Annotated in this window: 24 protein-coding genes; 9 read left to right on the forward strand and 15 right to left on the reverse strand. The window is 64.9% G+C overall.

Translation table 11 applies throughout. From position 1 onward, the window contains the following. Position 1: 1 nt before the first annotated feature. The 14 genes from L288_RS24050 to L288_RS24115 are packed head-to-tail and all read right to left on the reverse strand — an operon-like array spanning position 2 to position 12,637. Positions 2-793 (reverse strand): SDR family oxidoreductase, encoded by a 792-nt coding sequence (locus L288_RS24050; RefSeq protein ID WP_021236674.1) that lies wholly within the window; start codon positions 791-793, stop codon positions 2-4. Next, on the reverse strand, positions 790-1,869 hold the full coding sequence (locus tag L288_RS24055) for an acyl-CoA dehydrogenase family protein (protein ID WP_021236675.1): 1,080 nt from the start codon (positions 1,867-1,869) through the stop codon (positions 790-792). The genes L288_RS24050 and L288_RS24055 overlap by 4 nt, the downstream gene beginning before the upstream one ends. Next, positions 1,869-2,774 carry an SDR family oxidoreductase gene (locus L288_RS24060; RefSeq protein ID WP_021236676.1) on the reverse strand — a complete coding sequence of 302 codons (906 nt, stop codon included), beginning with the start codon at positions 2,772-2,774 and terminating at the stop codon, positions 1,869-1,871. Before L288_RS24060 ends, L288_RS24055 begins: the two co-directional genes overlap by 1 nt. Positions 2,775-2,803: 29 nt before the next feature. After that, on the reverse strand, positions 2,804-3,247 hold the full coding sequence (locus tag L288_RS24065) for a nuclear transport factor 2 family protein (protein ID WP_021236677.1): 444 nt from the start codon (positions 3,245-3,247) through the stop codon (positions 2,804-2,806). Next, entirely contained in the window at positions 3,244-3,894 is a 651-nt protein-coding gene (locus tag L288_RS24070; RefSeq protein WP_021236678.1) for a gamma carbonic anhydrase family protein, read from the reverse strand. Before L288_RS24070 ends, L288_RS24065 begins: the two co-directional genes overlap by 4 nt. A 17-nt stretch (positions 3,895-3,911) precedes the next feature. Continuing rightward, positions 3,912-5,066 carry an acetyl-CoA C-acetyltransferase gene (locus L288_RS24075; protein WP_021236679.1) on the reverse strand — a complete coding sequence of 385 codons (1,155 nt, stop codon included), beginning with the start codon at positions 5,064-5,066 and terminating at the stop codon, positions 3,912-3,914. Further along, positions 5,059-6,090, reverse strand: a complete 1,032-nt coding sequence (locus L288_RS24080; RefSeq protein WP_021236680.1) for an acyl-CoA dehydrogenase family protein — start codon at positions 6,088-6,090, stop codon at positions 5,059-5,061. The genes L288_RS24075 and L288_RS24080 overlap by 8 nt, the downstream gene beginning before the upstream one ends. Before the next feature lie 14 nt (positions 6,091-6,104). Continuing rightward, positions 6,105-7,259 carry an acyl-CoA dehydrogenase gene (locus tag L288_RS24085; RefSeq protein ID WP_021236681.1) on the reverse strand — a complete coding sequence of 385 codons (1,155 nt, stop codon included), beginning with the start codon at positions 7,257-7,259 and terminating at the stop codon, positions 6,105-6,107. Continuing rightward, entirely contained in the window at positions 7,259-8,008 is a 750-nt protein-coding gene (locus L288_RS24090) for an enoyl-CoA hydratase family protein (RefSeq protein ID WP_021236682.1), read from the reverse strand. Before L288_RS24090 ends, L288_RS24085 begins: the two co-directional genes overlap by 1 nt. A gap of 17 nt (positions 8,009-8,025) precedes the next feature. Further along, positions 8,026-9,114 (reverse strand): NAD(P)H-dependent flavin oxidoreductase, encoded by a 1,089-nt coding sequence (locus L288_RS24095; protein WP_021236683.1) that lies wholly within the window; start codon positions 9,112-9,114, stop codon positions 8,026-8,028. Then, entirely contained in the window at positions 9,114-10,016 is a 903-nt protein-coding gene (locus L288_RS24100; protein ID WP_021236684.1) for an enoyl-CoA hydratase, read from the reverse strand. The genes L288_RS24095 and L288_RS24100 overlap by 1 nt, the downstream gene beginning before the upstream one ends. Before the next feature lie 2 nt (positions 10,017-10,018). Then, on the reverse strand, positions 10,019-10,816 hold the full coding sequence (locus tag L288_RS24105) for a CoA-transferase subunit beta (RefSeq protein WP_021236685.1): 798 nt from the start codon (positions 10,814-10,816) through the stop codon (positions 10,019-10,021). 11 nt (positions 10,817-10,827) lie between these two features. Next, positions 10,828-11,715, reverse strand: a complete 888-nt coding sequence (locus L288_RS24110; protein WP_021236686.1) for a CoA transferase subunit A — start codon at positions 11,713-11,715, stop codon at positions 10,828-10,830. Positions 11,716-11,719: 4 nt separating this feature from the next. Beyond that, a complete protein-coding gene (locus tag L288_RS24115; protein ID WP_021236687.1) occupies positions 11,720-12,637 on the reverse strand; it encodes a VOC family protein in 918 nt (305 codons plus the stop codon). A 268-nt stretch (positions 12,638-12,905) separates the two neighbouring features. Between L288_RS24115 and L288_RS24120 the strand changes: the two genes are divergently transcribed. The 9 genes from L288_RS24120 to L288_RS24160 all read left to right on the forward strand — a co-directional run bounded on the left by L288_RS24120 (position 12,906) and on the right by L288_RS24160 (position 21,110). Next, positions 12,906-14,129: an acyl-CoA dehydrogenase family protein gene (locus L288_RS24120; RefSeq protein WP_236612990.1), complete on the forward strand. Its 1,224-nt coding sequence runs from the start codon at positions 12,906-12,908 to the stop codon at positions 14,127-14,129. A 12-nt stretch (positions 14,130-14,141) separates the two neighbouring features. Continuing rightward, entirely contained in the window at positions 14,142-14,957 is an 816-nt protein-coding gene (locus L288_RS24125; protein ID WP_021236689.1) for an alpha/beta fold hydrolase, read from the forward strand. Continuing rightward, positions 14,950-15,450: a flavin reductase family protein gene (locus L288_RS24130; RefSeq protein WP_031303786.1), complete on the forward strand. Its 501-nt coding sequence runs from the start codon at positions 14,950-14,952 to the stop codon at positions 15,448-15,450. The genes L288_RS24125 and L288_RS24130 overlap by 8 nt, the downstream gene beginning before the upstream one ends. Then, entirely contained in the window at positions 15,447-16,241 is a 795-nt protein-coding gene (locus tag L288_RS24135) for a fumarylacetoacetate hydrolase family protein (protein ID WP_021236691.1), read from the forward strand. The genes L288_RS24130 and L288_RS24135 overlap by 4 nt, the downstream gene beginning before the upstream one ends. A 43-nt stretch (positions 16,242-16,284) precedes the next feature. Continuing rightward, positions 16,285-17,232, forward strand: coding sequence for an acetaldehyde dehydrogenase (acetylating) (locus tag L288_RS24140; protein ID WP_021236692.1), 948 nt, complete (start codon positions 16,285-16,287; stop codon positions 17,230-17,232). Then, complete coding sequence (dmpG, locus tag L288_RS24145) at positions 17,229-18,278, forward strand: 4-hydroxy-2-oxovalerate aldolase (protein ID WP_021236693.1); 1,050 nt, start codon at positions 17,229-17,231, stop codon at positions 18,276-18,278. The genes L288_RS24140 and dmpG overlap by 4 nt, the downstream gene beginning before the upstream one ends. Positions 18,279-18,345: 67 nt before the next feature. After that, entirely contained in the window at positions 18,346-19,164 is an 819-nt protein-coding gene (locus tag L288_RS24150) for a sugar phosphate isomerase/epimerase family protein (protein ID WP_236612991.1), read from the forward strand. Between the two features lie 25 nt (positions 19,165-19,189). Next, complete coding sequence (locus L288_RS24155; RefSeq protein ID WP_021236695.1) at positions 19,190-20,005, forward strand: SDR family NAD(P)-dependent oxidoreductase; 816 nt, start codon at positions 19,190-19,192, stop codon at positions 20,003-20,005. A gap of 145 nt (positions 20,006-20,150) precedes the next feature. Continuing rightward, complete coding sequence (locus tag L288_RS24160; RefSeq protein WP_021236696.1) at positions 20,151-21,110, forward strand: alpha/beta hydrolase; 960 nt, start codon at positions 20,151-20,153, stop codon at positions 21,108-21,110. Positions 21,111-21,235: 125 nt separating this feature from the next. On the opposite strand, the gene L288_RS24165 is transcribed toward L288_RS24160, so the two are convergent. Then, positions 21,236-22,204: an aldo/keto reductase gene (locus L288_RS24165; protein ID WP_021236697.1), complete on the reverse strand. Its 969-nt coding sequence runs from the start codon at positions 22,202-22,204 to the stop codon at positions 21,236-21,238. Between the last annotated feature and the right edge of the window lie 124 nt (positions 22,205-22,328).

A 22,328-nucleotide genomic window follows, 5' to 3' on the forward strand; every position in this document is an offset into this window, starting at 1 on the left:
GTCAGGCCCGCTGGCTGGAGACCGCGACGATCTCGCCGGTCATGTAGGATGACAGATCACTCGCCAGGAACATCATGACGTTGGCGATTTCCCACACTTCGGCGGGCCGCTTGAACGCTTCCTTCTCGACCAGCTTTTCCAGCGCCTCCTGCGTCGTCACCTTGGCCAGGAAGGGGTGCATGGCAAGGCTGGGCGACACCGCGTTGATGCGCACGCCATGTTCGGCCGCCTCGATCGCGGCGCAGCGGGTGAAGGCCATGACGCCCGCCTTGGCCGCCGCATAATGGGCCTGCCCCTTCTGCGCGCGCCAGCCGAGCACCGACGCATTGTTGACCATGACGCCCGACTTGTTGGCATACATGGACGGCAGGAAAGCGCGCGTCATGCGGAACAGGGAAGTGAGCGTCACGTCCAGAACGCGGCTCCACTGCTCGTCCGTCATGTCGACAATGTCGACCTCGCCGCCCAGACCCGCATTGTTGATCAGCACGTCGACCTTGCCCAGCGCAGCGAGCGACGCGTCGCGCAGGCCCTGCACCGCTTCCTCGCTGGTGACGTCGCATACGAAGGTGGCAGGGCGCTCGCAGCCCACTTCATCGGCAATGCGGTCGGCCGCTTCGCCCAGGCGGCGTTCGTGGAAATCGCTGATCAGCAGCTTCGCGCCTTCTTCCGCGGCGCGCTTGGCGGCGGAAAAGCCGATGCCGGTGCCGGCAGCCGCGGTCACCACCACGGTCTTGCCCTTCAGCAGGCCAAGCGGGGTGGGGTAGGGGGGCACGGGAGAGGTCGGGGTCATGCGGCGTCCTTCATGATGATCCGGGCGAGTGCTTCGCGATGCTGGTCGGGCGTGCCGAGCCAGCTGGCGGCTGCGCGGGCCCGCTTGAAATAGAGATGGGCGTGATGTTCCCAGGTGAAGCCGATGCCGCCATGCAGCTGGATCGCGTCGCCCGTGACCGAACGATAGGCGTCCGAGACATAGGCGCGCGCGGTATGGCAGGCTTCGGCCACTTCCTCGCCGTCCTCGTCGATGGCGGCGGCGGCATAATAGGCTGCGGACCGCGATGCTTCGACGAGCAGCATCATGTCGGCCAGCATATGCTTATAGGCCTGGAACGATCCGATCAGCCGTCCGAACTGGACGCGCTGCTTCGAATAATCGACCGTGGCGTCGAGGCTATATTGCATCCCGCCGGTCTGTTCGGCGGCGAGCAGGCCCGCGCCGATGGTGAGCGTGCGTTCGATCGCCGCCTTCGCGCCGCCCGGCTCGCCCAGCACCATGTCCGGGGTCACCTCGCAATCGAAGCTCAGCCTGGCGAAGCGCCGAAGCCGGTCGAGCGAGGGCAGCGCCTCGATGGCAAGGCCAGGGGTTCCCGCCTCCAGCACTACCAGGCTGTCATCGGCCGTGGCGACGATGATCAGGTCGGCGACATGGGCGAAAGTGGCGAAATCCGCCGTGCCCGTCAGGCGGCCACTGGCGAGCGCGGGACGGCTCGCGGTCCCGGCGAAGCTCGCCTTCGTGCCCGAAGCGAGACGGGGCAGGAGGTCCGCCTTCTGCGCCTCGCTCCCCGCGCCCAGCACCGCCTGCACGGCGAGCACGGCGGTTTCGAAGAAGGGCACGGGCGCAAGCACGCGGCCCGTTTCCTCCAGCACCAGCGCCATTTCCACAGCGCCCAGCCCCAAACCGCCAAATTCCTCCGGCACCATCAGCCCGGCAAAGCCCATCTCGCCCGCAAGGCTGCTCCACAGGCCTTTGTCAAAGCCGGTGGCGCCTTCCACGGCGGCGCGGATCACGTCCGGGTTGGCCGCGTCGGTCAGGAAGTCGCGCGCGGCTTCCTGGATCGCGCGCTGGTCGTCGCTGAGCGCGAAGTCCATCAGGCGGCTCCGTAGACCGGCTTGGCGGGCTCGCGGGTTTCGATCAGCTTGCGCACGATCGCGTCCATCTCGCTCGCTTCCAGCCGCGCGCCCTTGTCGAAGCCCTTGCTGTCGGTCCACCCCTGCGACAGGAACACATGCCCACCCTTGAGTTCGAAGACCTGCCCCGTCACGCCCTTCGACTGTTCCGACACCAGATAGGCGACCAGCGGCGCCATGTTCTCCGGCGCGAAGACGTCGAATTCGCCTTCCTTCGCGTCCATGTCGAACGCGCCGGTCGACGTCATACGGGTGCGGGCGTTGGGGGCGAGCGCGTTGGCGGTGACGCCCAGACGGCCCAGCTCGGCCGCCTGCACCAGCGTCAGCGTAGCGATGCCGCCCTTGGCCGTCGAATAGGCCGACTGGCCGACGGAGCCCTGCAAGCCCGCGCCGCTCGTCGTGTTGATGATGCGCGCATCGACCGGGTTGCCCGCCTTGCTCTGCGCGCGCCAATATTCGGCGGCGTGGCGGCTCGTGCAGAAATGGCCGCGCAGGTGGACGCGGATCACCGCATCCCATTCTTCCGGCGAGCAGGTGAAGAACATGCGATCGCGCACGAAACCGGCATTATTGACCACGGCATGGAGCGCGCCGAAGCTGTCGAGCGCCTGTTCGACCATGCGCTTGCCCGATTCCCATTCGGCGACGTCGTCTGTATTGGCGACGGCTTCTCCGCCCATGGCGCGGATTTCGTCCACCACCTGTTCGGCTGCACCCTTCGTCTCGCCCGCCTCGCCATGGGTGCCGACGCCCAGATCGTTGACCACGACCTTGCAGCCTTCCGCCGCCAGACCCAGCGCATAGGCCTTGCCCAGCCCATTGCCCGCCCCGGTCACGATCGCAACACGTCCTTCGCAGATACCCACTTGTCTTACTCCTCAAAATGCCTTGCGCGTCATGCGGCGACCGGGATCAGCAGATGCTGACTAAGGTCGCCTACCAGATCGAGCAGTGAATAATCCCGCCCGGAAAAATGCCATTGCCCATCCGCCCGGACGAAGGCGTCATGATAGCGGCCTGCGCAGATCGCCTGCAAAGGCAGGTCCGGCGTCGCCTGGAACACGGTATAATAGGAACGGCAGGTCGCAGTGCCGGCGGCCTCGTCCACCTCGACGATGGGATTGGTGATGACATGCTTGGTGCGCGGTGTGCCGCAAGGGTAAAGCCGCACATGAGCGCGCCAGAGCGCCAGCATCGGCGCCGCGCCTTCGATGATCTCGCCGCTGCCGGTCTTCACCTTGGCGCGCGTGAACAGTGCGGCGACTCCTTCGAGATCGCCTGCGTCCATCAGTTCGGCATAGCGGTAGAGAAGGTTGGTGATCTGGGTGGCGCTGCTCATGCCTTGCCTTCCCGCTGCGCCGCTTGCTGCTCGCGATGCTGCGCGGTCTCGCCCGACAGGCGCACGGCTACGGCCTTCGACTGGCTGCGCTGCGCCTGCCGTTCCGGGCTTGCCTGCCGCAGCGGTTCCGCTTCGACCAGCTCGGTCAGTGCAGCCCGCGCGAGCTTCTGATACTCGCCCTCGCCATTGTTGCGCCAGGTGACCTGATGCAGTTCGAACGTCTTGACGACTTTCGCGGGGTTGCCCGCGACCAGGCTGCGTGGTGGGGTCACTGTGTCCGACTTCACCAGCGCCAGCGCGGCGACGAGATTTTCATCGCCAATGACCGCATTATCCAGGATCACGGCGTTCATGCCGATCAGCGCATTTTCGCCAATCTCGCAGCCATGGATGATGGACCCGTGCGCAATGGTCGCTCCGCGCCGGATGACCGTGTCGCGCAGCTGGTTGGCGTGGACGGTGACGCTGTCCTGGATCGAGCTGTCACCCTCCACCACGATCCGCCCGAAATCGCCGCGCAGCGATGCGCCCGGCGCGATGAAGCAGCCCGGCCCCACGATCACGTCGCCGATCAGCGACGCCAGCGGATGGACGTAGCTGCTCGGATCGACGACGGGAACGATCCCCTGATAGGCGTAGCAGGGCATGGGCTGCGCTTTCCCTCTTACAGCCGCTCGATGATGGTGACGTTGGCCTGGCCGCCGCCTTCGCACATGGTTTGCAGGCCATAGCGGCCGCCCGTACGTTCCAGCGCATTGAGCAGCGTCGTCATGATCCGCGCGCCCGTCGCGCCGATCGGATGACCCAGCGCGATGCCGCCCCCCTGCACGTTCACCTTCTCATGCGGCACGCCCAGTTCCTGCATCCAGGCCATCGGGATGGACGCAAAGGCTTCGTTGCATTCGAACAGGTCGATATCATCGACCGTCATGCCCGCCTTCTTGAGCGCATGTTGCGTCGCGGGGATCGGGCCGGTCAGCATCCATACCGGATTGGCAGCACGCACTGACAGATGGTGGATGCGCGCGCGAGGCTTGAGGCCATATTCCTTGACCGCGCGCTCGCCCGCGATGAGCAAGGCAGCGGCGCCATCGCAATTCTGGCTTGCGACGCCCGCGGTGATCTTGCCCCCTTCGCGCACGGGCTTGAGGCTGGCCATGCCCTCCAGCGTGCTGGCTGGGCGGATCGTCTCGTCCCTTTCCAGTCCCTCGAAGGCGGCGACTTCATTGTCGAACCAGCCATTGTCCCATGCCGCCTGCGCGCGCAAATGACTGGCCAGCGAGAATTCCTCCATCGCTTCGCGGCTGATGTTCCATTTGTCGGCGATCATCTCGGCCGACCGGATCTGGTCGACTTCCTCATCGCCGTAGCGCGCGTCCCAGCCCTTGGAGCCCCTGAAAGGTCCGTCGTTGAAGCCGAATTGCGGACCGACGGTCATGGCCGATGAGATCGGAATACGGTTCATCGCCTGGCTGCCGCCCGCAACGACGATGTCCTGCGTGCCGCTCATCACGCCCTGCGCCGCGAAATGCACCGACTGCTGGCTGGAGCCGCACTGGCGGTCGATGGTCACGCCCGGCACATGCTCCGGCAGGCCCGCGACCAGCCAGGCGGTGCGCCCGATATCGCCCGCCTGACCGCCGATCGTGTCGTTGCAGCCCCAGACCACGTCATCGACCAGATTGGCGTCCACCCCCGTGCGGCGGATCAGTTCCGCGATGGGAAAGGCGGCCAGATCGGCCGGATGGACATGCGCAAGGCTGCCCTTCTTGCGGCCGATGGGCGCGCGTACGGCATCGATGATATAGGCTTCAGGCATTTTCGCTCTCTCGTGCAAAAGTCTGGTCCGGCCCCATGGGCTGGGTGAAGATACGCGTGGCGATGCGCGCGCGGTGATAGGCGGGGGTGCCCCATGTCTGCGTCAGCGCGACGGCGCGCTTGAGGAACAGGTGGACGTCCACCTCCCAGCTATAGCCCATAGCGCCATGCACCTGGATCGAGGCGCGGGCGGCCTTGTCGGCGGCTTCCAGCGCGACCAGCTTGGCATGGCTGACGCGGGCGCGGGCCTGCACGTCACGGGCACCGATCTCGGCCGCCGCTGCGGCCACCACCGGCTTGGCGAACTCGATCGCCACCTGCGCGGAGGCGAGGTGATGCTTGACCGCCTGATAGCTGCCGATGGGCTTGCCGAACTGCTGCCGTTCCTTGGCATATTCGACCGCCAGATCGACCGACCGCTGGGCAAGGCCAAGGCCGAATGCGGCGTTGAACAGGGCCGCGCGATCCAGCGCCAGGTCCCAATCCGCCTTCCCCAGCGGGGTTGCCTTCGTCTTGTCCCACTCCACGGCAAACAGACGGCGGAAAGGGTCGATGCTCGGCTGCGCTGTCAGCGTCACCTGATCCGGCGTCGCCAGATAGGCGTCCCCACCATCATGCAGGATGATCGCCGCCGCGCTGTCGGCATTGGCGACATAGGGATTGAGCGGATGCTGGATCGCGATCGTGGCGCTCGGATCGGCCAGCACATCGCTATCGGGAGCCAGCGCCGCCAGCATCGGCGCAGCGACACCCGCGCTTTCGACCAGCGGTTCGGGCAGCACGACATAGCCCGCTTCCTGCGCGATCAGGGCGAAGTCGGTCTCGCCAAGCCCGATGCCGCCCGCGCTTTCGGGCAGCAGCACCAGCGTCAGGCCGGTCTCGACGATCGAGGCCCAGCGCGCCGGGTCGATCGCCTCGCCCGCTTCCATCATCTTGCGCCAATGGTCGGGCGTCGAACTGTCGGCGAACAGCGACCGCGCGGTCTCCGCGAACATCAGCTGTTCTTCGTTAAGGGTGAAGTCCATTTCTTTATTCCCCCTTAGCGCGGCAGACCGAGCATGCGCTCGGCGATGATGTTGCGCTGAATCTCGTTCGAACCGGCATAGATGGGCCCGGCGAGCGCGAAGATATAATCGTCGATCCAATCGACCGCCGCAGCATCGGGCGCGTCATGGGTCAGTTCCGCCTGCGGCCCCAGGATCGACAACGCCGTCTGCGTCAGGTGAATGTCGAGTTCCGACCAGAAGATCTTGTTGGTCGATGCTTCCGGCCCGATCTTCGCCCCCGCCATCAGCCGCGATGCGGTCTGGTAGATGTTGAGCGCATAGGCGTCGGCGTTCATGTGCGCGCGCACGACATCGGCTTCAAGCGCCGGATCAGCCGTCTCCTTGTTCGCGGCCCACAATTCGACGAGCTTCTTCGCCGCCACCTGATAGCGTGCAGGGGAGCGCAGCATCAGCCCGCGTTCGAAGCCAGCCGTCGCCATGCAGATATGCCAGCCCTGGCCCTCGTCGCCCAGGCGATTGAAGGCGGGAACGCGGACATTCTCGAGGAAAATCTCGGCAAAGCCGACATGGCCGTTGATCTTCTTGATGGCGTTGACCGTCACGCCCGGCGCATCCAACGGGAAGAAGATGAGGCTCATCCCCTTGTGCCGCTCGCTGCCCGGCTCGCGGAACAGGCCGAATGCCCAATCCGCGAAGACCGCACGGCTCGACCAGATTTTGTGGCCATTGAGGATATAGTCGTCGCCCTCGCGCGTCGCGGTGGCGCGCACCCCGGCCAGATCGGACCCGGCCTGCGGCTCGGACCATGCCTGCGCCCAGATTTCCTCGCCGCTCGCCATCTTGGGCAGGAAACGCTGCTTCTGCTCATGCGTGCCGAACTCGATCAGCGTCGGCCCCAGCAGGAAGATGCCATTCTGGTTGACGCGGCCGGGCGCTCCGGCGCGATAATATTCTTCCTCGAAGATCAGCCACTGGATAAGGTCAAGGCCGCGCCCGCCATATTCCTTGGGCCAGGTCACCATGCCCCAATCGCCCGACTTCAGCGTCTTTTCCCATTCACGATGCGCTTCGAAGCCTTCGCGCGTCGCATCGAAATGCTCCAGCGGTTCTGCTGGTACATGGGCTTCCAGCCATGCGCGCACTTCGGCGCGGAACGCCTGCTGCTCAGGAGTGTAAGTCAGATCCATCAGAATTTCGCCGCGCCCTTGTTTTCCACGAAGGCGTCACGCGCCTTCTGGCTGTCTTCATGCATGTACATTTCGAGCGTGAAGCCCTGCTCAATGCGATAATGCGCCGACGGATCGGTTGGCTCGATCAGGTTCAGCGCCTGCTTGGCGATCACCAGGGCCGCCCGGCTCTTGGACGCGATCACCTCGCAAAAGGCGTAGGCCTCTTCCTTGAGCTTTTCGAGCGGCACCACCTTGTGCACCGAGCCATGACGATAGGCGTCCTCGACCGGGATGCGGCCGCCGGTGAAGAAGTTGGCGCGCACCATCTGCACCGGCAGCATGCGGCTCATGAAGGCCGCGCCGCCCATCGCGCCGCGATCGATTTCGGGCAGCGAGAAATAGGCGCCTTCCGCCGCGATCAGCGCGTCGCAAGCGCCCGCGATGTTCACGCCGCCGCCGATCACGAAGCCATGGAGCGCGCCCACCACCGGGATCGCGCATTCGCGGATCGCCTTGAAGGTCAGGTAATTGTCCTTGTTCAGCTTGGCGATGCGCTCAGGATGCGCCTGCATCTCCTTGATATCGACGCCGCCGCAGAAACCCCGGCCCTCGGCGCGGATCAGGATGCATTTCACATCCTCGTTCGCCGCCGCTTCGTAAACCATTGCGGGAATCGATTCCCAGCCCTTGGTGTCGAAGGCGTTGACCGGCGGATGGTCGAACAGGATCTCGGCGATGTGATCCTTGACGCTCAACGTAATCGGCATATTCCTGTCCTTCTTCCTCAGGCCGCGCTTGCGGTTTCGCGGCCCATGGCGGCCAGCGCGGCGAGGCGCTCATGCGCTTCGGCGACGATGCGGTCGACCAGTTCCTGGCAGGTCGGGATTTCGCCGATCCGCCCGCCCACGACGCCCGTCGCCATCACGCCATGCTCGATATCGCCTTCGACCACCGCTTTCTGGATCAGCATCGGCATGGTCGCGGCCATCATCGCCTGCTTGAGTGGCATCGCGCCGTGCGCCGTCATGCCACGCGCCGACTTGATGAAGTCCATCCAGCTTGCGCCGGTCTGCTTCTTCATCGCCATGCCCGCCTCGATCGCGCGCAGCCACATGCCGAGCGAACCCGATTTCTCGATCCGGTCCATCAACCGCGTGCGCACCATCCGCTGCGGAATGCCGTCCAGCTTGGTGGTGACGACGATCCGGTCCGTGCTGGCTTTCAGATATTCCGCCTTGGCGCTGTCAGGCACCGGGCTTTCCTTGGTCAGAAGGAAGCGCGTGCCCATGGCGATGCCGACCGCGCCATAGGCCAGCGCTGCGGCAAGCCCACGCCCATCGGCAAAGCCGCCGCTTGCAATCACCGGCACCTTGACCGCGTCGAGCACCTGCGGGAGCAGCACGGTGGTCGGCACCGATCCCGTATGGCCGCCGCCTTCGCCGCCCTGGACATTGACCATGTCGACGCCCAACTCGACCATCTTCTGCGCATGCTTGACCGCGCCGACGGTGGGGACGCACAGGATGCCCGCATCCTTGAAGCGGCCGATCATCTTGGCGTTGGGCCCGCGCCCGAAGCTGACCGCGCGCACCTGATCCTTGTTGGCGAGGATCAGTTCGACGATCTGGTCAGCGCCGGGCTGGAAGCTATGGAAATTGACGCCAAAGGGCCGGTCCGTGCCCTTGCGCACAGCCAGGATCTTCTCGCGCGCCTCTTCCGGCGTCATGACGGCAGCGCCGAGGAATCCAAAGGCGCCCGCATTGCTGGAGCCGATCACCAGGCTCGGTTCGGCGACCCAGCCCATCGCGGTCTGGATGATCGGCCAGCGGCAACCCAGCCGCTCGGTCAAAATCGTGTGCAGCGGATCGCCCATTACTCGCTCGCCTGCTTCTTGTTCGCTTCCGCCATCTTCTTTGCGTCGAGCCCGGCGATCGAGCTGCCCTGGACGAGGTCATTCTGCGCATGGGCGAAATGGTGCATATGATATTGCGCCTCCATCGCGTTGCGCTTGCCCATCAGCTCCTCGACATGGTTGATCGCCTGCTTGGTGAGCCAGTTGCCAAGCCGGGGCTGCGCCACCAGCTTGGCCGCCATCGCCGCGACGGTTTCGCGCAGCGCCTCGCGGGAGACGATCTTGTTCACCATGCCGAACTGTTCGGCCCGCTGCGCACTCATCCGTTCGCCCAGCAGCAGGAATTCCTTGGCGATGCGCGGCGGCAGCTCATAGGCATGGGCGAAATATTCGACGCCCGGAATGCCCATGCGGTTGACCGGGTCCTGGAAGAAGGCATCGTCGGAAGCGACAATCAGGTCGCATACCCAAGCCAGCATCAGCCCGCCTGCGACGCACGCCCCCTGCACCATGGCGATCGTCGGCTTGGGCGCGTCGCGCCAGCGCCGGCACATGCCGACATATTGCTCCTTCTCGCGTGTATAGAGCAGTTCGGCGGCGGGCTTGTTGACATGGCCCGGCACCATCAGCCGGTTTTCGAAATGCTTGTGCACGTCGCGGCCGGGCGTGCCGATGTCATGCCCGGCCGAAAAATGCTTGCCGTTGCCGCCCAGCACGATCGCGCGCACATCGTCATCGCTTACCGCCTTCATGAAGGCGTCGTCGAGCGCATAGGTCATCTGGCCGTTCTGGGCATTGTTGAAGCCCGGACGGTTCATCATGATCCATGCGACATTGTCGATCACCTCATAGGTGACCGGCTCGTCGGTCTCGTAAACAATGTCGACCTGCTGCGGTTCGACCAGGCGGTCGGTCTCGTTCATTGTCAGGCTGCCCTTCTGTCTCCGGCCGGGTTATCCTTGAACACGGTCGCGCGGACATTGTTGGGGTCGATCTTCGCGATCAGCTCCAGCTGCTCGGCCGTCGGCGCAGGCGTCACCGGGATTTCGTCCGCGATTTTGGCGAGCGGAAAGCCGGTATTGTCCTGCACTTCCTCAAAGGTAACGCCCGGATGCAGCGAAATCACGCGGATCTGATGATCCGGCCCGCCAAAATCCATTACGCACAGGTTGGTGATGATGCGGCGCAGGTCCAGGCCCTTGGGCGGCTGCCCATTGCGGTAGCGCGCCGGATTATAGCCCGCCATGCAGACGAAATCGACTTCGCCTTCCACGAACGCGCGCTTGTTGTGGTTCGGGAAGAAGAAGCTGTTGGGATGGCTGATCGAGTTTCCGGGGAAGCCCCGCGCACCCAGCATCGCCGCCTTGGGCTTCTTATGATCGCCGATGACGGAGATATTGGCCTGGCCGAAGCGGTCGATCTGCACCGGGCCGACCAGCGCATGGCGGCGGCCGCTCCACAGCGCGGAAAAGACGCGGTCATAATTGGCGATGCCTTCATATTCGGGCTCGCTGTTGCGCTTGCCGGGGCCGACCGGCTCGCTGGTATACCAGACCTCGCCATCGGTGGTCTGGATCGCCGGGGAGAAGCTCAGCTTGGCAAGGCCAGCGCCGATGCGGGGCAGGGGGCCGATGCCGGTCGCCATCACCTCGCCATTGTCGCGCCACACTTCGGCGCAGGCGGCGATGACCAGTTCGGCGAGCGAATAGCTATTCTGGGTCATGTCAGTCTCGCTCAGTAAATGGGGACGGGCAGTTGCTTGACGGCTTCCTCGCCGCCGATCGCCGTCTGATAGTCCGCTTCGGACACGTCGATGAACTTCGCCTTATATTCGGCCCATGCCTCTGGCGAGGCAGCGCTCTCGACATAGGTCTTGATGTGCTTCAGATCGAGCTGATAGTCCGGCGCGGCGCTTGACGGATGCGCGCCCAGCGGCGCTTCGGCGACGCCGTTGATCATCGTGCGCTCGACCAGATTGTAGCGGCTGTTCTTCTTCATATCCAGCTCGGCCGTCGTCACGATCTTCTCGACCGTGGCGTAGCTCTTGCCCGCCGCGCGCACCAGCAACTCGTCGAAGATCGGATCGACCGACAGGTTGAGCAGGTTGCCGCGCTCGTCGGAACGATGCGCATGGATCAGCGCCACGTCCGGCACCAGCGCGGGCATGGCGACGAATTCCTCGCCATCCTCATAGGGGCTTTTCACGAATTTGAAGTCGAAGCCCGACTGGTTGATGATGTCGGTGCCGATGCCGACGCGCGTCGGCAGGAAGGGCAGCTTCATCGCGCCTGCGCGCAGGCCCCAATGATACATGCCCTCGTCCAGTTCCAGCACTTCGAAGGCGCCCGCCTGGCGCGCATTGCGGAAATGCGGTTCCAGCGGGAAATGATCCAGGCTGGCGAAAGCGAAGACCAGCTTCCTGATCTTGCCGGTGGCGGCCAGCATGCCGATGTCCATGCCGCCATAACCCGCCATCAGGGTCAGGTCCTTCAGGTTCGACCGGGCGATCGCGCGGATCAGGGCCATCGGCTTGCGCCGCGTCGCCCATCCGCCGATGCCGATGGTCATGCCGTCGGAAAGTTGGCCGACGATGTCATCCACCGTCATACGCTTGTCGAGCATAGTCTCAGTCATCCTTTTCATGGGCCCATTTGTGGCCCCAGTCACTGACGCCCAGGCTGGTGGTGGGCACCCAGCTTGCCGGGTCGATCACCATTCCGTTCCAGCCATATTCAATATCAAAGCCGCCCGGCGTCTGCATGTAGAAGGACGTCATCTTGTCATTCACATGGCGGCCCAGCGTCGCCGAAAGCGGCACCTTGCCCTTGCTCTTGAGCACGCGGTCATAGGCGCGGCCCACATCCTCCAGGCTGCCGACTTCCAGCATCATGTGCACCGCGCCGTTCGGGCTTTCGGGCAACTGGCCCAGAGCCAGGCTGTGGTGGCGGGCATTGCAATGCATGAAGGCAAAGCCCACGCCCGGATCGTCCGGCCCGCCGCCGCCCAGGTAGAAGCGGCCAAGGTCGGTGTCGCGGAAGCCCAGCACATCCTTGTAGAAGGCGTGCGTTTCGTCGAAATTCGGAGCGGTCAGAACGACATGGCCCATGCCCATGTCGCCATTGTCGCCGGTCACGAAACGGCTGACGGCGGCCGGGGACACGAACGGGGCATAATCATAGAAGCGGCCGTAGAACAGCTCCATCGCATGGCCGCACGGGTCCGACGACCGGGCAAGCTCCGTCACCTGGCGCGCCCGCGCTTCCATCACGCCCGCGCGCTCCACGGGGCGGCCGGCGGCCTCCAGCCTGGCGAGCGCTGATTCGAAATCCTCGCGACTCGCAAATTCCCACGCCGGCGCGACGAAGGCGTCGCGATCGCCCTTCTGCACCCACAGGCGGAAGGGGCGGTCGTCCATGCGGAACAGCGCCACGTCCTCGCGATCGCTCTGCGCGGGCATCAGGCCCGCTATGTTGCAGGCGAAGTCGCGCCATGCGTCAAGGTCCCGCGCCTCGATCACCACATAGCCAAGGGATTTTACTGCCATTCTGCCGCCTCATCCAAAGCCCGCCCCGCAAGAGCGGGGCAGTGAATTTCGTTCGGAACTGTCGCTTCCGCTACGCAATCCCGGCGGTGCCGGACCTTCACGCAGCGTAACGCTTACCGCCATATCTTCATAGGCGATAGCAATTCGTTCCAATCGGGCCTATAAGCATCGTGCCAAATACGCAAGCCCCCTTCGTCTTGACGTTTTGCGTATCAAAGAACTATATGGTCTACGCATATCCCGTTTTCGGGCGAGTTCCACGGAGAAGATGATGACCGGCGCTGCGGCTACTCAAATTGTCAATGAAACCGGGGGGCAGATCCCCACGGCGGAGGCGCTGATCGAACGCGCCCGCGCCATGATTCCGACGCTGCGCGAACGCGCCCGCGCCTGCACCCTGGCCCATAATGTCCCGGCCGAAACCGTGGCGGAGATGAAGGCGGCGGGATTCTTCCGCGTGCTCCAGCCCAAGCGGTACGGCGGCTATGAAATGCACCCCAACGTCTTCTTCGAAATCCAGAAGGCGCTGGCCGAAGGCTGCATGTCGACCGGCTGGATCTACGGCGTGCTCGGCTGCCATCCCTTCGAACTCGCGCTGTTCCATGATGAAGCGCAGAAGGAAGTGTGGGGCGACGATCCCGACATGCTCGTTTCCTCCACCTATCAGCCGGTGGGCAAGGTGGAAAAGGTGGAGGGCGGCTTCTACCTGTCCGGCCGCTGGGGCTTTTCTTCCGGTTCGACTCATTGCGGCTGGGTGCTGCTGGGCGCGATCAACTTCGACACCAATGGCGGTCCGCCGGACATGCGCACCTTCCTGTTGCCGCGTCCCGACTATCAGGTGATCGAAGGCACCTGGGACACGTTCGGGCTTCAGGGCACGGGCAGCTTCGACATCGTCGTCGATCGCGTCTTCGTCCCCGAATATCGCACGCACAAGGCCAGCGACGGCTTCGCCTGCAAGAATCCGGGGCAGGAAACCAACACCGCGCCGCTCTATCGCATGCCCTGGGCGCAGCTGTTCGTCCGCTCCGTGTCGACCGCAGCCTTCGGCGGCACGCGCGCCGCGATCCAGGCGGGCATCGACATCATGAACAGCCGCGTGTCCAGCAACACGGGCAAGGCCGCGAAGGCCGATCCGGTGCTGCACGCTGCGCTCGCCCGCGCCATCGCCGAAGTCAATGAGATGGAGCTGACGCATCGCGCCACCTTCAATGAAATGATCGACTATGCGGAACGCAACGAGCCGGTGCCGATGGAACGCCGCGCCCTGTTCGCCTACCAGTCGTCCAATGTCGTGCGCCGCATGGCTGACCTGGTCGATGACATCGTGAAGCTGCTGGGCGGCCGGGCTATCTATATGTCCAGCCCGATCATCCAGCCCTGGCTCGACCTGCATGCCGCGCGCGCGCATGTCGCCAACGATCCGGGCAACCGCAGCAGCGACGTGCTGGGCACCATGCAGGGCGAAGCGCCCGGCTTCACCTTCATCTAAAAAGGAACCGGCATGGCCAGCGAACTTTCCCGCAAGACGCACGGGGTCACCGGCGGCTACGATATCTCGGTCGCTGAACTGGGCGAAGGGCCCGCCGTCGTGTTCATCCACGGCAGCGGCCCCGGTGCGTCGGGTGCATCCAATTTCCGCCAGAATGCGCAGGTCTTCGCCGATGGCGGCTACCGCGTGATCCTGCCCGACCTTATCGGCTATGGCGCTTCCTCCAAGCCCGAAGGGATCGACTATACGCTCGATCTGTTCACCAGCACGCTGCTGGAGGCGCTCAAGGCGCATGGCATTGAAAAGGCTATCCTCGTCGGCAATTCGCTGGGTGGTGGCATCGCCTTGCAGATCGCGCTCGATCACCCGGAATTTGTCGACCGCCTGATCCTGATGGCGCCCGGCTGCATCCATCCGCGCGAGGATTATTTCAAGATGCCGGGCATCGCCAGCATGGTGAGTTCGTTCGGCGGGCCCGACTTCAACGAGGATGAACAGCGCCGCCTGATCACCAACCTCGTCTATGATCCGGTCCATGTGACCGACGATCTGGTGAAGGAGCGCTTCGCCGTCGCCCGGACACAGCCCAAGGACGTGATCGTGCGGATGCGCACGCCTGACCTTGGCCCGCGCCTCAACGAATTGAAGATGCCGATCCTCCTCTTCTGGGGGTATAATGAGCGGTTCATGCCGCTGGAAGGCATCAACCTATTCCTCGAAGCCTGCGAGGATGTGCGCTGCGTCACCTTCAACAAGGTGGGTCACTGGGTCCAGGTGGAGCGCGCGGACGAATTCAACCGCTACTCGCTGGCTTTCCTGAATGGCTAGTGCGCCCCAGCTCATGGCGGACCCGGCGGATGTCGCCACCGGCTTCCGGGGGGCGATGCGCCGCCTGGCGTCGGGCGTCGCCATCATCGTCGGCCGGGGGGATGGCGCCCCGGTCGGCATGGCGGCGACCTCCATCACCTCGCTGACGATGGACCCGCCCGCCGTTCTCGTCTGCGTCAACCAGACGGCCGGGCTTCATGCCTGCCTGTCGCCCGGCTGCCCGATCAGCGTCAACCTGCTCTCGCGGCACCAGCGCGACGTGTCGGCGGCGTTCGGCGGCGCGGTCGCGCGGGAGGAACGGTTCAGCGTAGGGCAGTGGACGGAGGATGCGCAGGGGCTTCCAATGCTGGAGGACGCGCAGGCCAATCTCGCCTGCACGATCGACAGCATCACGCCTTACGGTTCGCACAGCATCGTGGTAGCGCGCGTCAATGCGGTGCGGCTGTCGGATGCGGTCGAGCCGCTGATCTACCAGGACGGAGCCTATTTGTGACCGAAACCGTTGACCGGAGCCTGAACGACACGCTCGCGCAGGAGCTTTACGAGGCGCTGCGCGAAGGGCGGACGGTTGAACCGCTTATCGCCCGCCATCCGCAGCTTACCGTGGATGACGCCTACGCCATCTCGCTGGGCGCGCTCGAAAAGCGCAAGGCGGATGGCGAGCGCGTGATCGGCAAGAAGATCGGCGTCACGTCGAAGGCGGTGCAGGACATGCTGGGCGTGCACCAGCCCGACTTCGGCTTCCTCACCGATCGCATGTTCGTGGAAGGCGACATCGACGTGAAGGCGAACGGCCTGATCCAGCCGCGTGCGGAGGCGGAGATCGGCTTCATCCTCAAGGACCAGCTCAAGGGTCCCGGCGTCACCGCCGATCAGGTCATCGCCGCGACGGAGGCGATCGTCCCCTGCTTCGAAATCGTCGACAGCCGCATTCGGGATTGGAAGATCGGCATTGTCGACACGGTCGCCGACAACGCCTCCTGCGGCGTCTATGTGCTGGGCGAGGCGCGCGCCGATCCGCGCGCGCACGACCTGCCCAACCTGCACGTCACCGTGACCAAGAACGGCCAGCCGCTCAGCGAAGGCTATGGCCACGCCGTTCAGGGCTCTCCGGCCGAAGCGGTCGCCTGGCTCGCCAACACGCTGGGCGCTTATGGCGTTACCCTGGACGCGGGCGATGTGATATTGTCGGGCAGCCTCGTGCCGCTCGAACCGGCAAAGGCCGGCGATGTGTTTGAAATGCAGCTGCACGGCGTCGGCGCCTGCACCGCGCGTTTCGTCTGATTTTCAGTGTCGCATCGCTGGCGCGGTGCTTAGGGAGTGACTCATGACTGGCAAGGTCAAGGCGGCGATCATCGGTTCGGGCAATATCGGCACCGACCTCATGATCAAGATGATCAAATATCCGCAGAATATGGAACTGGCCGTCGTGGTCGGCATCGATGAGGCGTCGGAGGGTCTCGCCATGGCGCGCGAGCGCGGCGTCGCCACCACGCATGAGGGGCTGGAAGGCCTCATGAAGATGGATGTCTATCCTGAAATCGGTATCGTCTTCGACGCGACCAGCGCCTATGCGCACAAGGTCCATGACGAAGCGCTGCGCAAGGACGGCAAGCAGGTGGTCGACCTGACCCCCGCCGCCATCGGCCCCTATACCATCCCGACCGTCAACGGCGAGGCCAATCTCGACGCGGGCAACGTCAACATGGTGACCTGCGGCGGCCAGGCGACGATCCCGATGGTCGCCGCCGTCAGCCAGGTCGCGACCGTGCATTATGCTGAGATCGTGGCGTCCGTCTCCTCGCGTTCGGCCGGCCCCGGCACCCGCGCCAATATCGATGAGTTCACCCGCACCACTGCTGGCGCCATCGAAAAGGTCGGCGGCGCTGCGCAGGGCAAGGCGATCATCATTTTGAACCCCGCCGAACCGCCGATGATCATGCGCGACACCGTCTTTACCCTGTCGGAGGGCGCTGACGAGGACACCATCCGCGCTTCGGTCGAAGCGATGGTGAAGAAGGTGCAGGCCTATGTCCCCGGCTACCGCCTCAAGCAGGAAGTGCAGTTCGAACGCTTCGGCGACAATAATAAGCTCAAGATTCCCGGCCGCGGCGAATTCACCGGCATCAAGACCATGATCCTGCTGGAGGTCGAAGGCGCTGGCGATTACCTGCCCAGCTATTCGGGCAATCTCGACATCATGACCGCCGCCGCCAAGGCGACGGGCGAGCTGCTGGCGCAGCGCATTCTCGAAGGAAAGAAGGTGGCAGCATGAGCGGCGCCAAGTTCAACGTGGAATCGGGCGACAAGCTCTATATCCAGGACGTCACCCTGCGCGATGGCATGCACGCCATCCGCCATATGTACGGCATCGACCATGTGAAGGCCATCGCCAAGGCGCTGGACGACGCGGGCGTCGACGCGATCGAGGTCGCCCATGGCGACGGCCTCAACGGCGCCAGCTTCAACTATGGCTTCGGCGCGCACACCGATTGGGAATGGCTGGAAGCGGTCGCCTCGGTCCTGACCAACTCGGTCCTCACCACCCTGATCCTGCCCGGCGTCGGCACGGTCGAGGAACTGCGCCGCGCCTATGACATCGGCGTGCGCTCGGTCCGCGTCGCCACCCACTGCACCGAAGCCGACGTGTCCAAGCAGCATATCGGCATCGCCCGCGACCTTGGCATGGACGTGTCCGGCTTCCTGATGATGAGCCATATGATCGACGCTGAAAAGCTCAGCGAACAGGCCCTGCTGATGGAAAGCTATGGTGCGCAGTGCGTCTATGTGACCGACAGCGGTGGCGCGCTCGACATGGACGGTGTCAAGGCCCGGCTCGAAGCTTATGACCGCGTGCTCAAGCCCGAAACCCAGCGCGGCATCCACGCCCACCACAACCTCTCGCTGGGCGTCGCCAACTCGATCGTCGCGGCGCAGTGCGGCGCGGTGCGCATCGACGCGTCGCTGACCGGCATGGGCGCGGGCGCGGGCAATGCCCCGCTGGAAGTCTTCATCGCCGCCGCCGACCGCAAGGGCTGGAACCATGGCTGCGACGTCAACGCGCTGATGGACGCGGCCGAAGACCTCGTCCGCCCGTTGCAGGACCGCCCGGTCCGTGTCGACCGCGAAACCCTCGCGCTCGGCTATGCCGGGGTTTATTCCTCCTTCCTGCGCCATGCGGAAAAGGCGGCGGAAACCTACGGCCTCGACACCCGCACCATCCTGGTCGAACTCGGCCGCCGCAAGATGGTCGGCGGGCAGGAAGACATGATCGTCGACGTCGCGCTCGACATGGTGAAGGCGCGCGAAGCCGCTGCTTGATCGATAAAGGCGCGGCCGGACCATGGCCGCGCCTCATTCTTCGCCAGACAGGATGAGGAGAGGGAGCGTGACGGCCCGGCCGCGCTTGTCGCTTGACCATATCACCGTGACCGACACCACGCCCGCCCAGCTTGCCGGACTGGCGGCGGCGACGGGCTGTTCGGGCATCTGCCCCTTCCTCCATTCGATGGCGGTCCTCCCGGCGATGCCGGAATATGACCTGATCCGCGATCCCGCCGCTCGCCGCGCTACCCGCGATGCGCTGGCGGCCAATGGCGTCACGGTCGACCTCATCTATCCCTTCACCTTGGCGGGCCGCACCGTGGTGGCCGATTTCGCGCCCGCGCTGGAGGCGGGAGCGGAGCTTGGCGCGCCCCTCGCCAATGTGCTGTGCTACGACCGTGATCCCGCCCGCCGCACGGAAAAGCTGATCGAGCTGGCCGAACTCGCCGCCTCCTTCGACATCGGCCTCGCCATCGAATTCTACCCGCCCTCGCAGGTCCGCACGCTCGCTGAAACCCTGGCGGAGATCGACCGCACCGCCCGCGCCGACATCGGCGTCACCGCCGACCTGCTGCACATCGTTCGCGGCGGAGAGCTGGAACAGAGCATGGCGCTGCTGTCGGACCCGCGCGTCCGCCTTGGCCAGATCGCCGACGGCCCCGCCGACATGCCCGCCGAGCGCATCGAATGGGAAGCGGGCATACAGAGGCTGCTGCCGGGGGAAGGCGCGTTCGACATCGCAGCCTTCGCCGCCACGCTCGCCCCCGGCATTCCGCTCAGCATCGAAGTGCCGCAGCAATCGGCGCTCGACGCGGGCATGTCTTCGCTCGACCGGGCACGCGCGGCGGTCGATGCGACGCTTGGCCGCCTGGAGGCCCGATAAACGATAACGGCATAGGAGAGAGCAGATGGCCGGACGGCTGGAAGGCAAGGTTGCGATCGTCACCGGCGCGGGGCGGGACGGCAATATCGGCGTCGCCATTTGCGAAGCCTATCTGCGCGAAGGCGCGCGCGTCGTCGCCACTGATTTTCGCGAGGAAGAACGGGACGCCATCGCCGCCCGCATGGGCCGGGCAGGTCCCGCCGACGCCTTCCGCTACCTGCTGCACGATGTCACCAGCGAAGCCGACTGGTCGCGCGTGGCGGAAGAAACGGTCGCGGCATTCGGCGGCATCGACATATTGGTCAACAATGCGGGTATCGCCATCCATGCGGGCATCGAACAATGTTCGCTGGACGATCTGCGCAAGGTGATGGCCGTCAACCACGACGCGCTGTTCATCGGCATGAAGGCGTGCCTGCCCGCGCTCAAGGACAGCGTCGGGCGCTTTCCCGGCGGCGGGGCCATCATCAACAATCTGTCGATGGCTTCCTACATGCCCAATGCCCACAATATCGGCTATCATGTGTCGAAAGCGGCGGGCCGCATGCTGACCATGTGCGCCGCGGTCGAATTCGGCCCGATGAAGATCCGCGTCAATTCGGTTCATCCCGGCCTCACCATGACCCCGCTCATCCGCGAGGGCCTTGCCGATTATGTGAAGCTGGGCGCTTATGAAAATGTCGAAGCCGCCGAAGCGAGCATTGCGGGCATGGGTCCGCTGGGCATTTCCAGCGACCCGGAAGATACCGCCCACGCCTTCGTCTATCTGGGATCGGAAGAGGCGCGGTTCGTAACCGGCGCGTCCATCTATCATGACGGCGCGATCGGGCAGCGATATTAGGACAGCGATATTAGGACAAGGAAGAGAGGCAATCCTGCCTTGGCCTGAGCAGGAACATGCTTGCGCTGATCAGGACCAAATCCAACACAGACATGGCCGCCTCAACCGGATCATGCCCACCCATTAGGAAAGGAAGCCACCTCCCATGCGTGACCTGATCGATCCGGCGCTGCTGCCCGGCCTCGACATGATGCCGGCGCTCGATCTCAATGACGCTATTCTCCCCGCCCTGCGCGACGGGATGGAGCAGGCGTCGGCCGCCATGCCGGAGCCGGTCGGCACCGGCGTCACCACGCGGGACGAGCAAGTGCGGACGTCCGATGGGCACAGCGTTACCGTGCGCGTCTATACGCCATCGGGCGCGGGGCCCAGGCCCGCCATTCTGCAAATCCATGGCGGCGGCTATGTCATGGGGTCGGTGAACACCGGCCATGGCGCGATGATGACGCTGGCGGCGGCGGTGGAGGCGGTGATCGTGTCCGTCGATTACAGGCTGGCCCCGGAAACGCGCGCGCCCGGTCCGGTCGAGGATTGCTATGCCGCGCTGGTCTGGCTTCATGAGCGGGCCGCTGATCTGGGCATCGATCCCGCCCGCATCGCGGTTTCGGGGCAGAGCGCCGGCGGCGGCCTCGCCGCTGCCCTGACGCAGATGGCGCGGGACCGGGGCGGCCCGGCGATCGCGCATCAGATCCTCGTCTACCCCATGCTGGACGATCGCACCTGCATCACGCGCCAGCCCGAACATCTGGGCGCGTTCGTGTGGACACCGCAGGCCAACGCCTTTGGCTGGCGATCGCTGCTGGGGCGGGAACCGGGCGCGGCCGAAGTGCCGCCCTATGCCGTGCCCGCGCGCGCGGCCGACCTGTCGGGCCTGCCGCCCGCCTTCATCGCCGTGGGCGCGCTCGACCTCTTCCTGGCCGAAGACATGGATTATGCGCGCCGCCTGATCGAAGCGAAGGTGCCGGTGGAACTGCACGTCTATCCGGGCGCCTATCACGGCTTCGACGTCATGCCCGGCGCGCCCGTGTCCGGCCGCATGCAGCGCGACATGATCGCCGCGCTCCGCCGCGCGCTGCATGGGGAAGAGGGCGCGGAGGCCGCTTGACTTGAAGCGGCCCGTACTCCTGCCTTCGCAGGAGAACGGGCGCCTGTTTCAAATTGCTCGATGCGAGCGCGATGGCCGATCAGGACTGAACCTCGTCCAGCCTGATCGGCCATCACTGCGCGTCTTCATTCCGCGCGCAGTTCCGCCAGTTCGTCCGCCGACAGCTTCAGGCCCGCGGCCTTCACGCTTTCCTCGACGCGCTCGGGGCTCGACGCGCCGAAGATCGGGATCACCTGCTGCGGCTGGTTGACCAGATAGGCCAGCACCACTTCGGCCACGCTCACGCCATGGCGCTGCGCGACCTTCTGCGCGGCTGCGAAGCGGCCCTTGTTCGCCGGATTGTCATAGAAGCCCTTGAGCGCGTCGGACACGCTGTCCTCGCCCTGTTCCAGCATGCTGAAATAGCCGCGGCTCTGCGCGCAATAGGGCAGGATGGCGAGGCCCGCATCCTTGAGCGCGCTGCCATGATCCTCGAAATATAGCTGATAGCCCTGCTGCATCGCATTGGCTTCGTTCGGCTTGGCCAGGCCCCAGAAAGGCTCGATCGCGGCAAAGCCGGTCTTGCCGTTCGCCTTGGCATAGGCATTGGCTTCCAGCACGCGGTCGGCGGTCCAGTTCGACGCGCCGAACCAGCGGATCTTGCCCGCCGCCTTCTGCTCGTTCAGGAAGTCGACCAGTTCGGCGACCGGCGTTTCCATATTGTCCATGTGCAGCCAGTAAAGGTCGATCGTGTCGACGCCCAGATGCTCCAGGCTTTCATTAAGGTCGCTGGCGACGTCGGCGGGGGTGACCCGGTTGCGATAGTCGCCCACGCGCATGTCGAAGAAGCCGCCCTTGGTGGCGACGACCACATCCTCGCGCTTCCTGCCCTTCAGCCACGCGCCGATCGCGCGTTCGCTCGCGCCCTTGGGACCATCGGGAATCCAGTCGCCATAGGAACGGGCGGTGTCCACGAAGTTGCCGCCCAGTTCCACGAACTTGTCCAGGATGGCGTTGGCGCGCTGCTGGTCGATGGCGGAACCCAGCATGTTGGTGCCGTAGCATAGCTGGCTGACCTTCAGGTCGGTGTTGGCGAGCATCACTTTCGAAAGCATGGCATTCTCCTGAATGGGTGCATCGGCCTTCCCGTGGAAGACCGGTCTCAATTAGAGCGGGCTCGCGGCCGCGCCGCCTATGCGCGCGACCACGCTGCGATGCTTGGCCTGCATCGCCAGCCTC

It is taken from the genome of Sphingobium quisquiliarum P25 (assembly GCF_000445065.1).
Lineage (GTDB): Bacteria > Pseudomonadota > Alphaproteobacteria > Sphingomonadales > Sphingomonadaceae > Sphingobium > Sphingobium quisquiliarum.

Bases quoted from the DNA above. Each gene is read 5' to 3' on its own strand.
- L288_RS24070 (WP_021236678.1), bottom strand. From the start codon at position 3,894: ATGCCCTGCTACGCCTATCAGGGGATCGTTCCCGTCGTCGATCCGAGC.
- L288_RS24055 (WP_021236675.1), bottom strand. From the start codon at position 1,869: ATGGACTTCGCGCTCAGCGACGACCAGCGCGCGATCCAGGAAGCCGCG.
- L288_RS24075 (WP_021236679.1), bottom strand. From the start codon at position 5,066: ATGCCTGAAGCCTATATCATCGATGCCGTACGCGCGCCCATCGGCCGC.
- L288_RS24140 (WP_021236692.1), top strand. From the start codon at position 16,285: ATGACTGGCAAGGTCAAGGCGGCGATCATCGGTTCGGGCAATATCGGC.
- L288_RS24095 (WP_021236683.1), bottom strand. From the start codon at position 9,114: ATGGGCGATCCGCTGCACACGATTTTGACCGAGCGGCTGGGTTGCCGC.
- dmpG (WP_021236693.1), top strand. From the start codon at position 17,229: ATGAGCGGCGCCAAGTTCAACGTGGAATCGGGCGACAAGCTCTATATC.
- L288_RS24110 (WP_021236686.1), bottom strand. From the start codon at position 11,715: ATGCTCGACAAGCGTATGACGGTGGATGACATCGTCGGCCAACTTTCC.
- L288_RS24115 (WP_021236687.1), bottom strand. From the start codon at position 12,637: ATGGCAGTAAAATCCCTTGGCTATGTGGTGATCGAGGCGCGGGACCTT.
- L288_RS24125 (WP_021236689.1), top strand. From the start codon at position 14,142: ATGGCCAGCGAACTTTCCCGCAAGACGCACGGGGTCACCGGCGGCTAC.
- L288_RS24100 (WP_021236684.1), bottom strand. From the start codon at position 10,016: ATGAACGAGACCGACCGCCTGGTCGAACCGCAGCAGGTCGACATTGTT.
- L288_RS24165 (WP_021236697.1), bottom strand. From the start codon at position 22,204: ATGCTTTCGAAAGTGATGCTCGCCAACACCGACCTGAAGGTCAGCCAG.
- L288_RS24050 (WP_021236674.1), bottom strand. From the start codon at position 793: ATGACCCCGACCTCTCCCGTGCCCCCCTACCCCACCCCGCTTGGCCTG.
- L288_RS24130 (WP_031303786.1), top strand. From the start codon at position 14,950: ATGGCTAGTGCGCCCCAGCTCATGGCGGACCCGGCGGATGTCGCCACC.
- L288_RS24065 (WP_021236677.1), bottom strand. From the start codon at position 3,247: ATGAGCAGCGCCACCCAGATCACCAACCTTCTCTACCGCTATGCCGAA.
- L288_RS24105 (WP_021236685.1), bottom strand. From the start codon at position 10,816: ATGACCCAGAATAGCTATTCGCTCGCCGAACTGGTCATCGCCGCCTGC.
- L288_RS24090 (WP_021236682.1), bottom strand. From the start codon at position 8,008: ATGCCGATTACGTTGAGCGTCAAGGATCACATCGCCGAGATCCTGTTC.
- L288_RS24155 (WP_021236695.1), top strand. From the start codon at position 19,190: ATGGCCGGACGGCTGGAAGGCAAGGTTGCGATCGTCACCGGCGCGGGG.
- L288_RS24160 (WP_021236696.1), top strand. From the start codon at position 20,151: ATGCGTGACCTGATCGATCCGGCGCTGCTGCCCGGCCTCGACATGATG.
- L288_RS24120 (WP_236612990.1), top strand. From the start codon at position 12,906: ATGATGACCGGCGCTGCGGCTACTCAAATTGTCAATGAAACCGGGGGG.
- L288_RS24080 (WP_021236680.1), bottom strand. From the start codon at position 6,090: ATGGACTTCACCCTTAACGAAGAACAGCTGATGTTCGCGGAGACCGCG.
- L288_RS24085 (WP_021236681.1), bottom strand. From the start codon at position 7,259: ATGGATCTGACTTACACTCCTGAGCAGCAGGCGTTCCGCGCCGAAGTG.